General features: G+C 56.6%; 10 protein-coding genes and 1 pseudogene. 10 read left to right on the forward strand and 1 reads right to left on the reverse strand.

The window, feature by feature from the left end; genetic code table 11:
• Window positions 1-600 precede the first annotated feature (600 nt).
• From YUU_RS56800 to YUU_RS52205, 3 genes are all read left to right on the forward strand, one after another.
• A complete protein-coding gene (locus tag YUU_RS56800; protein ID WP_245288132.1) occupies window positions 601-2,427 on the forward strand; it encodes a carbohydrate porin in 1,827 nt (608 codons plus the stop codon).
• A gap of 487 nt (window positions 2,428-2,914) precedes the next feature.
• On the forward strand, window positions 2,915-4,315 hold the full coding sequence (locus YUU_RS0130230; RefSeq protein ID WP_027525723.1) for an aspartate ammonia-lyase: 1,401 nt from the start codon (window positions 2,915-2,917) through the stop codon (window positions 4,313-4,315).
• 332 nt (window positions 4,316-4,647) lie between these two features.
• Window positions 4,648-5,685 (forward strand): ABC transporter substrate-binding protein, encoded by a 1,038-nt coding sequence (locus YUU_RS52205; protein WP_245288133.1) that lies wholly within the window; start codon window positions 4,648-4,650, stop codon window positions 5,683-5,685.
• Window positions 5,686-5,770: 85 nt separating this feature from the next.
• On the opposite strand, the gene YUU_RS61480 is transcribed toward YUU_RS52205, so the two are convergent.
• Window positions 5,771-5,983, reverse strand: a complete 213-nt coding sequence (locus YUU_RS61480; protein WP_027525724.1) for a hypothetical protein — start codon at window positions 5,981-5,983, stop codon at window positions 5,771-5,773.
• 676 nt (window positions 5,984-6,659) lie between these two features.
• On the opposite strand from YUU_RS61480, the gene YUU_RS0130245 reads away from it, so the two are divergent.
• From YUU_RS0130245 to YUU_RS0130285, 7 genes and pseudogenes are all read left to right on the forward strand, one after another.
• Complete coding sequence (locus YUU_RS0130245; protein WP_027525725.1) at window positions 6,660-8,012, forward strand: coproporphyrinogen-III oxidase family protein; 1,353 nt, start codon at window positions 6,660-6,662, stop codon at window positions 8,010-8,012.
• Between the two features lie 7 nt (window positions 8,013-8,019).
• Window positions 8,020-8,973: a methyltransferase domain-containing protein gene (locus YUU_RS56810; RefSeq protein ID WP_084801611.1), complete on the forward strand. Its 954-nt coding sequence runs from the start codon at window positions 8,020-8,022 to the stop codon at window positions 8,971-8,973.
• Window positions 8,974-9,904: 931 nt separating this feature from the next.
• On the forward strand, window positions 9,905-10,765 hold the full coding sequence (locus YUU_RS0130260) for a xanthine dehydrogenase (protein ID WP_027525728.1): 861 nt from the start codon (window positions 9,905-9,907) through the stop codon (window positions 10,763-10,765).
• Between the two features lie 65 nt (window positions 10,766-10,830).
• The gene (locus YUU_RS0130265; protein WP_245288134.1) at window positions 10,831-11,661 is read left to right on the forward strand and encodes a sulfite exporter TauE/SafE family protein; all 831 of its coding nucleotides are present in this window, start codon (window positions 10,831-10,833) and stop codon (window positions 11,659-11,661) included.
• Window positions 11,662-12,352: 691 nt separating this feature from the next.
• Window positions 12,353-12,615: pseudogene (locus YUU_RS61485) on the forward strand (efflux RND transporter permease subunit); the annotation flags it as partial.
• A gap of 126 nt (window positions 12,616-12,741) precedes the next feature.
• Window positions 12,742-13,056 carry a co-chaperone GroES gene (groES, locus tag YUU_RS0130280; protein WP_027525731.1) on the forward strand — a complete coding sequence of 105 codons (315 nt, stop codon included), beginning with the start codon at window positions 12,742-12,744 and terminating at the stop codon, window positions 13,054-13,056.
• A 91-nt stretch (window positions 13,057-13,147) separates the two neighbouring features.
• Window positions 13,148-13,378 (forward strand): TCP-1/cpn60 chaperonin family protein (locus YUU_RS0130285; protein ID WP_027525732.1); only part of this gene is annotated, 231 nt, incomplete at its 3' end.

Consider the following 13,378-nt stretch of genomic DNA (forward strand, 5'->3'; position numbering starts at 1 on the left):
GAGTTTGTTGGAGCTGAGTAAACCTGCAAGTGAGTGAACCGCAAGAGGCGGAACGTGGGTTTTGTCGCGTCAGCACAGGCGCTCTTCTTTCGAAAGAATGCCCTCCTTTAGGTTTCCTGCGCGTCTCTCGATCGGTTTTCTCACGCGTATTGACCCCGACATTTGCCGAGCCCCACGCCTTCTGAACCAGAGTCGGCACGTTTCGTTCGTCTTGGGCGACCCAATCCATAGCTATTCAGTAGATTGAAGGTGTGTCGTCAATCCGCGCAAATTTATTGCGCGTCAGCAAAACTGGCCTGCCGCTCTGCAAGCGCTTCCGCGGTGGTCTATCCCATGTCTTTGCGAAGCACACTATGAGCGGGAAAGCCAACCTCCCCCAGCAGACGATCCGACGACTTCGTGGCGACGACGCCAAGAGCGTGCTTTGCGCGTCTCGGTGTCTTTAAACGAGCCAACGTCCTGAAATGATTTTTACATCCACCTCTCGGCGCTAATGCCCTGGAGAAGCGAGTATCCAATCGATCGCGCTGTCCGTTGGAATGAGCACGCGAATCGCTAAGCAGCGCCTTGCGCCCGGTCACCTACCAACCTTGGCAATTGATGCAGCTGGCGGGCACATGGCAATTGTGCGTCAACGAAAGTGGTGCCTCTCACGTCAAGGAAGTCGGGATGCAATATGGATCTGGCCGCAGCGACGGGCCTGATGAATCTGCTGTCTCGTCATCTGCGGCTATGGGGTCTACTTCTATCGCAATCTCTCTCGTTTCATGGAAGCCGATAGCAAACTGTCTTGCGCGATCGTCGAGCACTCAGGCGTCAAAGGTCTCGTGGCTTCGGGCTCGTCAGTTTCCTTGTCTCGCGGCTCACGCGCGGAAGACGAAAGTTCATGAAGCGAGCGCGCAGCGATGGTTTGCTGTTGCACTGTCTCTCGCGGCGAGTACCGTCGGGGGAGCGGCGGGAGCAGAAGCTGCCAATGAGCCTAGCCCCAAAAACGACACTTCGAGTGAGATTGCGCCGGAAAGAATTCAAAAGAAAAACCTTGCGGCTATCAAATCCCGAAGCGGCCGGTTCCAACGAGCCGGGCGTCTCATCACTAACGCGGCGCCCGCACAAAATACGAATTTGCTTGCGCCAAAATCCGACGGTGCGGCTCTGCTTACGAAGAATGGAACTCAGAAGAAGACCGCGCCCTTTTCAAAGTTCGCGCACCTCCAGGAAAAAGGTATGTGGCTCAATATTCCCGGGCCGGCCGATACGATAGATCAGGATTACGGCGGCGTTAGATCTGCGCTGGGAGAGGTCGGGATCGGCTATGTCGGCGGGACAGTAAATACCTTCGTAGTCAATCAACTGCCGGATGCAGCGAGAAGCACCATCCGCGATCAGTTATATGTCGGCCAGAACCCGACGTTTAATACCCTAAACTTCATGATCGTGACGTACGATCTCAGCCGGTTTGGGATTCCCGATGGTCAGATCATCTTGGGAGCCCAGCAGCAATATTGGACATGGAAGCCCGGCGGGCCAGATAGGGTCGGGATCAATACGATTGCCTACTATCAGACGGCTTTCGACGGGAAGCTCGAACTCAAATTCGGTTACCTCAGAAACATAAATGAGTTCGTAGGCACGGTGGTCGGAGGGAACGCAGCAGTCAACGTGTTTGGAGCATCATCGAATATCTTGTACCAAGCAGGCATGAGCAACAATGCGGCGCCGACGCCAGCTCTGAATCTGAAGTACAATTTTGATGATCGCTTCTACAATAAAGCCTCAATACAGCGTTCCCTCAGTCCAGACGGTCAATCTGCGCAGATCGCTGAAAATCCGATCGGCTTGAACTGGAGCACGACCAACGCGGGCGTTCTTTTTCTCGACGAAACCGGCTACAAGAACAAGGCTGCTCCAGGCTTGCCCGAGACTTGGTTGCGGGCTGGTGCCGGATTCAACAATAGCAGCTTCACGGACTTGCAGCGTCCGACTCAACCGAGAGCCAGCGGAAATAGCATCTATTACATCGCTGCGGATAGGCAGCTCTGGCAGTCTGATGCCCAAGGCTCGGCAGCTCGTGGCATCTATGCGGGATTGTCCGTCATGTACGCGCCGCCTGACTTAAATCGAGTCAGCCAGTACTATGAGCTTCGTCTTTATGCGAAGGGGCTGTTTGTCAGCCGGCCGCACGATCAGATTGCTATTGTTGCCACCAACACTGCGTGGAGCAACTTCGCAGTGGATGCTGCCTTGGCCAAGGGCCATCTTGCGCATCGCGACAGTACGGCGATTTCTGGAACATACACGGCGCATCTGGCGCCCGGGATATATTCAAGCTTGGGACTGACATACATCAATAATCCGACAAGCATCACATACACACCCCGTACGGGACATGCGTTGAACTTGTTGGTGTCCACGTCGATGTTCTTCTAAGCTTCGAGAACTTTGATGATATCTGTGTGCGCTATGCTCGCTACGTGAAGGCGGATATCGCACGCTAGTGCGCCACGGCATAGAAAGAACTGTGAGCCATGTCGCGACCTTCGTCTTTTCAGCTGGTCGCCTAACGTGGCTTCTTAGGCCCGATCCAGCCCCGCATCAGGCGAATCAGGGCAGACGGCATGCGCCATTGCCCGGAAGCGTTGTATGTCGGCTGCTTAGTTCCCGTGTTCAGGGAAGCGAAAAATGCAACGTTTCGGCAAAGCGCGCGGTATTGGAGGAGGACAGCTGCAGATGTCAAAGCGGCGCTCGAGCGAATCTCACTGGAGCAACGCTAAGGTGTGGACTTGCCCCAATTTGCGGCAGTGTCCAAACGGTGCCGCTGTTCGAACCAGAGCCGCATCTCGCGCAAAGTTTCGTACTCTGGTGAACGGATATCGGGATATCGATAATCCCTCCGAAAGATGAAAGCGTTGTTGTCATGGGGCAGAGTCGAATCGAAGAAGACCTTCTTGGAGAGAGAGAGCTGCCTGCGGACGCGCTCTATGGGATCCATACACTTCGGGCTCTGGAGAATTTTCCACTCACGGGCCGTACGATTGCGACGCTGTCTGAGTTTGTCGCTACAATGGCGATGGTGAAAGAAGCGGCGGCGCGCGCCAATCAAGAGATCGGTGCGCTTTCAACCGATCAGGCGAAAGCCATCATCCAGGCCTGTCAGGAGCTCCGCGCCGGTAAGTACGATGCTCACCTCATGGTCGACGTACTCGAAGGCTCAGGTGGCACATCGTCCAACATGAACGTCAACGAGGTAATCGCAAACCTAGCCGCGCGGCTCGCCGGAAAGCCGGTTGGTAGCTACGCCTTCGTCCATCCAAATGATCACGTCAATCTCGGTCAATCCACCAATGACGTGCTTCCGACGGCGATGAGGCTTGCGGCCTTTCGAGTATCGGAGGGGACGTCGCCCGCCTTGATGCAATTGGCCGGTGCATTCTCCGACAAGAAGAAGGAGTATTGCGAAACCCTGCGGCTCGGCCGGACATGTTTGCAAGATGCAGTTCCAATGCTGTTCGGTCAAACATTCGGGGGATATGAGGCGGTCGTAGAACGCCACGCGAGACATGTGGAGGAGCTCCGCCGCCAACTTCTGGTCGTTCCGCTCGGCGGAACTGCCGTCGGGACCGGCTTGAATTCCAGACCGGGCTACAAAGAGGCGGCCTTTCGACAGCTGTCAAACCTGTTTGGCGACGAGGTCAAACCAGCGGCCGATCCATTTGACGCAATGCAGAACTTAGATGCGTGCGCTCGGCTGTCAGCTGAACTTCGAAATTCAGCAAATTCCCTTTGCAAGATCGCTAACGACCTCACTGTCCTCTCGTCAGGTCCTGGCGGCGCTATCGGAGAGATCGCGCTGCCAGCGATTCAGGCTGGATCTTCGATCATGCCTGGCAAGGTAAATCCAGTGGTTCCTATCGCGGTTTGCCAAGCAGCTTTTGCCATCGCCGGGAACGATGCTGCCATCGCAATGGCCTGCCAACAAGGGCTGCTGGAGATCAATTGTTACGGTATGCTAGTCTGCGATCGCCTGATCGATTCCATCACTCTCCTCCAACGTTCGACGACTATCTTCCTCGAACGTTGCGTACGCTCGCTTTCAGTCAACGAGGAGCGGTGCCGACATAATCTGCTGGCTTCGAATGCACTAGCAACAGCGCTGGTGCCCGAGTTCGGGTATGCAAGTGTCGCCGCGATGGTGCGGACCGCGCTCAACGAACATCGATCGTTTCTCGATATCGCCATCGAGCGTGGCTTGCTGGGGCAGAAAGACGTCCACTCGCTCATGCGCCGCGCTGCGGTTGAATCGACAAGCACGGAGTGAGGCAGATCGGCGAGGGAGACGAAGCGCAATTCAGGGAGGAGGATTCGGGCGTTCTGCTTGGACGCTTCCGCCTTCATCGTCGGATTGTGTTTCTGTGGTGGAGAGAGTGCCCAAGGGCTTGAACGATCCGTTGTCGGGGTCGTGATAGCGAGATGCCAACGCGCGACTCTCATTTTCAAGTTACCCAATTTTGCCCAACCTTTGTCTTGAAAGGCCGCTAACGGCGAAAGAATGGCGGCCAGCCTTCGCGCTGCTGCGCGCCTTTCGGGAGGAGGAAGGCGAGTGGTTTTGCGGGCCAAAGAGCCCATCGGAGGGAAAAATGCCACGGAAGCTTGCCGCTTTTTCGCGGCCATTCGGCCAATTTTGCCAGAAGAGCTCTGATCTGCTCCACGCTTTGGGCCGGAACAGCCGTAGCGGTTACGCAAGCCAATGCGGACGACATCAACTGGCGGCAGTTCGAGGGTACGTCGATCGTCTGGGCATACGACATTCATCCGTGTGCCGACGCGGTCGCAGCCCAGATGCTGGAGTTCGAGAAGCTCACGGGGATCAAGGTGACGCCGGAGCTTTATCCGGACGATGCCTATTGGAATAAGCTGACGATCCAGCTCAGCACAAAGTCACCAAGCTGGGATGTCGTGGGTACCGGGATTCAACCCGCCTGGGATCTCGCACCCGGCCAGTTGCTTGAACCGCTCGATCGTTATCTGAACGACCCAAAACTCACCGCGGCGACCTATGACTACAAAGATTTCCTCCCTACACTGCGGGATTCACTGACATGGAAAGTAAAGGAAGGGCAGGTCGAGGCTGGAAGCGGGCAGGTGTGGGCCATCCCGCATGGCTTTGAAAACATCCAGCTGTTCTACCGTAAGGACATTCTCGGCAAGTACGGCATCAACGTTCCGACGACTCCGCCGGAGATGTCCGCCGCCTGCGAGAAGCTGAAGACTGCGGACCCCGCGATTACGCCATTAGGCGTGCGTGGCGTGCGGTTTTGGAGCAGCATCCACATCGCTGCAATCTCGATCGCCAAATCGTATGGCGTGCGCGATTTCGTCATCAAGGATGGCAAGCTGGAGACAGGGCTGGACCCGCCCGAGTCGATCGCGTTCCACAAGGATTACGTGGATATGATCAAGAAGTGCGCGGCTCCGTCCTTTGCCAACGACAATTGGTACCAGGTGGTCGATGGCATCGATTTCGCACCGGTCGGCTTGTACCCGTTTTGGTCACGTGTATCAAAAATGAATACACACGCGAGTTTCACGGCCTGTTCTGCTCTTTGGGCTAGGTTTAGAGAGATTGATGGCAGGACGTGCGTACTTCGGCCCGGTGGGTCCCCTCAGCGTGATTCTCGCCGATGGTGATAAGTGAGTTCTTGGCCTTGCCTCGAACTCAACAACCCGAGCTTGGGGCGGATTACTTCGGCTCGCCGTGCCAAGATGCGGACCGCTAAACGTTGTTCATATGGCGGGTACGTCGGCGGTCGGTGAAGCCGATGAGGGCCACCTCCACAAATTTGTTCAGCAAATGAGCAAACGTGACGACGGTGCGAGGTCTGTCGGGTCCCGAGCCCGACGGCGGTGGACCGCCGCCGAGGAGCTTCGGACCATCGAAGAGAGCTTGGCGCCGGCGGCCAGGGTTGCCGAAGTTGCGCGCCAACATGAAGCGTTCACCCTAATCTGCTTCCCGTTTGGCGGCGGCAGGCGCGCGGGGAGTGTTTGGCCTGGCCAACCTACATCGGGCAGGACGACAGGGTCCCGTTGCCTCAGTCTTCGCGGGGCCGACCAGCAAGCACTGGCAGCGCCTTCCAGGACGGGGCGCGATCGAGATTGGGTTCGCGGCCGGGGCCCGGATGCGGATCATGGTCGGTTGAGGCGCCGACGCCGATGGCCGGGCTAGCTGATGGCCGCCGCACGATTTCCGTTGCTCCCCAATGTGTTAGCCGCCCCGAAAACTGGATTTTAGAAATCTGCTTGGGTTCGTCAGATAACGCTCTACTGCCGCGCCAAAGCAGGCGCTCACAACCGTTGTCGAAACGGATTCATATTGCAACGTCCCTGGACCGCTGCACGATCGTTGCCGCTCTCACGAGGTATCCTGCCCCTGTTGTCGGCTCGTCGCTTCCAAGACACTGTGATGTTCGGAACGAGGGGTGCACGCGCTCGCGGTTAAGCCATTGAATAAAATGGAGAACGAGCTTCTCTGGGCTCTTCCTGCACGGTTGGCACGACTCTTGAGTTTCTCTCGTTGCGCAGCGGCAGGAGCGGCCGCGCGATCCTAGTGGTTAGGCCAGGCGTCCAGGACGCTCAGGTCATGCACGGCGACTGAGGGACAGGTCATGGATCGTCTGGAATTTCTTCGGACGAAGATAGAGAAAAACGAGCTTCCAACCTATGTCTACGGCTATCCTTCGAAGCGATCGTATCGGGTTTTCCCGCAACCACTCCGCATAACTGATGTTGTTGAGCAGGCTAGTCGCTCAAAGCAAATCAACATCTATATCCATATTCCGTTTTGTCGCTACCGCTGCACCTATTGCACTCTCTTTCTCACAACGCGCAATAGACAAGCGACCCAAGAGGCTTACGTTGCTCGATTGGCGGAGCACGTCGCTCGATATGGAGAATACTTCGGAGATCGAGAAGTTGTCAGCATCTATTTCGGCGGCGGCACACCGACGCTGCTAACAGAGCATCAATTCGGCGAGCTCTTCGCCGCCCTCGACGTTGCATTTCCAAAACGAAGCCAGCGATGTGAGATTACGGTGGAGGCCGCGCCGGACTCTTTCAATAACAAACTTCTGGATTGCTTGAAGGCATTTGGCGTCAATAGAATGAGCATGGGCATCCAAAGCATGGAGCCGGGCGAACTTGCGAACTGCGGAAGACCATATTCGGTCGAGATTGCAAAAGCTGCAATCGAAGCCGTCATCAAGCGCTTTTCTCACGTCAACCTTGATCTGATTTACGGCCTGCGTGGTCAAAGCCGCGACTCCTGGATCTTTTCGCTTGGCCGCGTGCTCGACTATGAGCCGCAGACAGTTTCCCTTTATCCCGTTGTCGTTCGTCCGATGACGAACATCCTTGCGTCGAAAACGAACAATCCTGAATTATTTTTCTCTGAAGCGGAAAAGTATGAAATCTACGATCAGAACACTGCTTTGATGGAATCTAAAAGCTACCGCCAGGAATCCTTCACACGTTTCACCAGGATCACTGGCGACCATGCCTATCGGCAGGAGGTGTCGGACTTCGAGGGAACGCCCCTGCTAGGATTGGGAGCTGGCGCTAGAAGCTATTTCGGCCAATATCACTATAGCACGGGCTATGCCGTAGACCGGAGTACGACTTCGCGGATCATCAAGGCCTTCTCGGATCGTCCGTTCGATCCCGAGGCAATAGCATCACACGGAATTAGGCTGACTCCGGACGAGCTTGTGCGTCGTTACGTCCTGCTCGGCCTCACCTTGTCAGCCTTAAGCAGAAAAAATTACGCTGCATTATTCGGACGGGCGCTGGCAGTGGACTTTGGCGAAGAACTGAAAGCGCTCGAGTCTTTGCGCCTCGTCAATTCGGCAGATGGTGATGTTTATCAACTTACTCATAAAGGGTTCAAGTATTCGAGCATTATGGCCCGAATGTTCTATTCCAACACGATGATTATCCTTGAGGAGCAATATCAGGCAGAGTGAGGGCGGTATGGAAGAGGAGACGAGACATTCGCCGTTTTGGTGGGATGCGGGCTACGCCGACCACAACGTTTCATGTATGGGTGGTCCTAGCCCGGAAATCTTCGAGATCGCGCCAGCACTCCGTGCGGAAAGCGTGGTTGTGGAGCTTGGCTGCGGCGAGGGGCGCAACGCTCTCTATTTGGCTCAGTTCGGTCATCAGGTCATCGCGACCGATATATCTGAGGCCGCTATCTCCAAGCTGAATCGGCTCGCAAGCCATCTTGCCGTGAAGGTAACAAGCGGTGTGGCTGCTGTGGAAGATTTCCAGCCCCCACCTTACCTCGACGTCTTCATAGCGCATTCGGTCTTGCATTTCACGGAACGGACCGTCTGGAAACCCCTCGTCATAGCCCTGGTCGATCGAACGCGGCCTGGAGGATTTCATTGCTTCACCAACACGCTCGATCAACCAGACCATCCTATCCCCAAGGAGGGGTTGGCAGCTGGCCACAAAAAGTCGTTCGCACGTGGAGAGCTTGAGGCCATCTATACAGAAGCCGGCTGGGAGATCTTACGGTCCGATCATTACATTAAATGGGACTCGCATCCTGGCATCCCAATTCATTCGCACTGCATCGAGAAAGTTGTGGTTCGTAGGCCCATCGGATCTGAAGATCTCCCGCGAATGATAGCTGAGCCCATCAAGGCAGCCGGGATGATTCCTGCCGAACAGTTTGATGGGTTGAAACTGAGCACACCGCGCGATGCCATAATTGAAATGTTCGGCTCGCCGTTAGCCAGCCTTGGCGTGGCGACTAACCGCAAGACAGTCGGGGGCAACAATCAAGGGGCCATAGCCGACGGCTACTTGCGCGAGGATATGATCTATGGCGATCACGGTCTTCAGTTCGTTAACGGAACGCTCACAGGCAAATATCGATATTTCACGCCCCCGAAGCGCTTGAGCATTCGAGAAGCGTAAGCTTCAACAAAAGTCCTCGTTAGGGTCTTGGCCGCAGAGCCACGTCGTTCGTCTGCTCTTACTGTTTCCTGGCGGGAGTTTCCGACGTGCCATCATGGGCGAAGCCCATGCACAAGAATATCTAGGCCGCGACTGAAATATCCTCCAGGGCCTTCGCGGCGAAGTGCTGGGGTAGGGCAGACCTCGCATCTTGCAGTAGCGCCAGCCCTGCTTAGGCACGCTGCTTGCTTCGTTCAAGGAAGCATTGCCGAAACTCCCCGGCGATGTAGGGGCGGGCCGGCGCATCACATCGAGGCGTCGGGGCGTCGGCCGCTCCGCTTTGAAGCCCAGTAGTAGGAGGATATATGAAAGCCCACGTTCGGGCAGCGGCGGCTGCGGTTGCGTTGGCCCACACGTTGGGACGCGCAATCGTGCGCGTGCACGAATACGAAGCTTCCGTATCTTCCAGGATCAGCGCGTCTATACGAGAGGGAATAGTCAGTGGTTATGACTACGGCAGGCATTGCTACGTAACCGGTGCCTTACCGAACCTGTACCACCATGGTGAACGGTCGCATTTGATGCTCAAACCGAGGAGCTCGGGTGTCTACGGCGGATTCGATCACGATACGACATCCCACTTCTCTGTGAACGTCACAGGCGGTGAAGCCTGCGTCTACGACTACAATGAAGACTTGTACTTCGCATACAGCGTCTGACCATGCATCTCGAGCGGGCGCCCGCCCTCGCTCGACGCTGCGATTGCGGTGGAGTCCCGGCGATTTGACAGAAACCCAACTCACCTTGTCGCATCCGCAACATTGCCGGGGACATTTATTCGAACGCGGCTTCGCCGTCACCAGCAGGACGAACCAGTTTGCTTGAACATTTGAACCCTCATCCGCGATTGGCGCGAGGTTTGCTAGGGATCCTAGCAACGCGAACGTCGCCCATGAAAGTCACTGCTAAGGCCCATGATCCGGGCGCGCCAAGGCTCTTCGCATTGGTGCTCGGCACGAACGAAATCGCTTCCGCCATCGCCACGAAACTCACCGAAGCGACGTTTGCCGTGGTGATGAGACACGATGCCTTTCCACCGGTGATCCGCCGCCGCATGGCATTTCATGACTCGCTGTTCGGCGAGCTATGCGAAGTTGAGGGCGTCGTGGGCAAACGGGCCGATACGCTGGCGGAAATCACGTGGATTCACGCCGACCCGAACAGCGTGGCAGTGACCGAAATGCGCTTCTCCGACATTATTGCCTCGCGCTCGCTATCCGTGATCGTCGATGCACGCATGCAGAAGCATCGAACACCTCGCGACCTCCGCGGCTTCGCACCGGTAACAGTCGGCATCGGACCCGGATTCGAGGTGGGCGTCAACTGCGACACCGCCATCGAGACCCATCCAATCCAGACCGGTTCAATTGTCTCCCGAGGTGTCACCAAGCTGGCCGACGGCCGAGCCCGCGAGCTCGGCGGCGCCGGACGCGAGCGCTTCGTGTATTCGCATCGCGATGGCATCTGGCGCTCAGGTGTCGATATCGGCACGCCCTTATCCAAGGGCCTGCTGGTGGGCTGTCTTGGCGGCAAGCCGGTCCTGGCGCCCATTGGAGGAGTGCTCCGCGGCGTTGCTCGGGACGGCGCGCGCGTGCCGGAAAGCGTAAAATTGCTGGAGGTCGATCCACGCGGACGCCAGTCCTGTTGGACCGGCATGGACGAGCGAGGGCGAGCCATTGGATGCAACGCCGTCGCAGCCATCGAGAAACTCATCTCGCCCCGACCGGGTGATCGTCCACATCTTCGTCGATAAGAGAAGGATTGCCGCCGGCGCGCTCTTTGGTCTGAACTGCTCGGGTGTAAACCCCGGACACCTCGATGCAGCGGAGCGTAAGCAACCAATCGTTCCACGCATTCGCAAATCCATCTGGATTACGGAAGCTTCTCATCTCCGCTGCTCAGAACACTGAATTGCCGATTGCAATGCTGACAATCTTCTTCGCTATCATCTCCCTTCTTTACGCGACTGTTGGGCAGGCGGGTGGTACCGCGTTTCTTGCCCTCATGGCCTTTGCATCGTTTCCATCAACTCAGATGCGACCGACAGCGTTGTTGCTCAACATCGTTGCCGCGACGTATTCGACATGGCTGTTCAATCGCGGTGGTTTTATTGATTGGAAGAGATTGAAGCTCTTTCTAATCGCTTCGGTGCCAGCTGCGCTGATTGGAGGATTCACAATCCTATCTCCCCATCTCTATGATGCTATCACCGGTGTCGTCCTTATCTTCGCGGCTGCGATCTTGTTGATCGGGCGATCCAGGAGAGCGATCAGTGATGGTGACGCGCCGTCGTGGGGCGCAATTACGACAGGAGCCGGCATCGGCCTCGTCTCGGGGCTTACTGGCGTCGGGGGCGGCGTTTTCCTCGCGCCTGTCCTTATCGCAATGCGTTGGGCTTCACCCAAAGAGACAGCAGCTTTGTCTGCCCCTTTCATATGGGTGAACTCCGCAGTTGGCTTGGTCGGCGCGATTTACGCTGGACAGTTGCCTTCACCGCAGACATGGCTATACGCACTGGGGGCCGTCACAGGGGCGATGATAGGGACCACAATCGGTCTTCGTTGGCTGTCGGAAACGACAACGCGCTACGTAATTGCTGTTGTACTTATAGCCGCGGGGATCCTGCTTATGGTCCTTGCAACGAGATAACACCATGAGGGCGGGTCTTGGATCTATCCCAGTCGCTGCTCATCAAGGAATGTCTGCTCCTGATGCGGGAGAAGAATTTAGGAACTTGGCGGCCTGCGTTCCGTCGGTCGCTCTCCACTCGCAGGGCAGACCTGCGCGACCGTAATTTCGCGCCAAAGCACGCGATGACGCTTGTCGCTGATGCCTGAGTGAACAAATGTGGCTTCATCGGTGACGCCCTGACCACGAACAACATCGTCCATGAGGCGCATACCTGCTCGATCATGGTCGAGATGATTGCCTGGGGCTCGTCAGCATCGAGCAGAACGCCGGCATTTTGGGACGGTACGTTTTTCGCACTTGCAAACCGTCCCTGATCTCCGATCCTTCCGACAGTTTCCCTGGTCACCTTGGCGACATCGTCGAGCACCGGAGCGCCTCAATATTGAAATGCGTACCAAACATTACCGCGCAGTTCGCAAATCATGCGGTGCCACTCGAAGCAATCAGCAACAAAACCTACTTAGAAGTCGGCCGCCGTTCGTTCGCCGAAATGCCCTGGAAGATAAAAAATTACAAGATGCAGCCAGGTGCTCTCGAGAACGCCGCTGTCATCGTAGGCGCCAGCACGATGTTCGCGAGAAACGCCTGACGCCGGAATCACTCGGAGGCTATCATCTGAAGACTGACCGTGATTTCCATCGAGACAGCCCCGTTATTCCTTGGTGCGGCGACGAAGAACATCTACACCCAGGTCGGGATATTGACAGGTAGTCGGGCTGATTTTCCAAGCATGGTATCCCGATGGTCGAGTTCGCCAATGAGCTTCCAGCTCTAGGAGAGACTCGATCGCCGCTCGGTCATCGAGATGGTGGCGCACGTCCGGTTCCGTCCAATCTTGATGACCAGGGCGGCGATGGTCACGGCCCCTTACCGTTAGCGACTGGCAGATCGGGCGACGAAGTATCCAACTTTTTTTCTACTAACTCTTGCTCCCAAGGAAAACCGTCCTATTTCAACCTCGCCTGTGCTGGCACTCGCGGGCCTCGATTGCTAGCAATTGGGAAATCGTCAACTCATACAAACACTTAGGAGAGCTGCATGAATTTCCGTCCGCTTCACGACCGCGTCGTGGTCAAGCGCATTGATGCAGAAGAGAAGACTGCTGGTGGCATCATCATTCCAGACACAGCTAAGGAAAAGCCCTCGCAGGGCGAAATCATCGCCGTTGGTCCGGGCGGCCGCGATGAGAGCGGCAAGCTGATCCCCATCGACGTCCAGGTCGGCGACCGCGTGCTGTTCGGCAAGTGGTCGGGCACCGAGGTCAAGATCGACGGCAAGGAGCTGTTGATCATGAAGGAAAGCGACATTTTGGGCGTGCTCACCCACGTGTTTTCCAACACTAAGGCCGCCTAATCCAACCGCTCGCACCGCTCACCCCTGAGGAGCGCCTGCCGGGCGCCTCGCCAAGGGTGAGATGAGACCAAGACAACTCAGGGAAACCAATATGTCAGCCAAAGAAGTGAAATTCGGCGTCGACGCCCGCGACCGCATGCTGCGCGGNGTCGANATCCTCNCCAACGCCGTGAAGGTCACNCTCGGTCCGAAGGGCCGCAACGTNGTCCTCGACAAGTCGTTCGGCGCTCCCCGCATCACCAAGGACGGCGTCACCGTCGCCAAGGAGATCGAGCTCGACGACAAGTTCGAGAACATGGGCGCCCAGATGGTGCGCGAAGTC

The sequence above is a fragment of the Bradyrhizobium sp. Ec3.3 genome, from assembly GCF_000472925.1.
Lineage (GTDB): Bacteria > Pseudomonadota > Alphaproteobacteria > Rhizobiales > Xanthobacteraceae > Bradyrhizobium.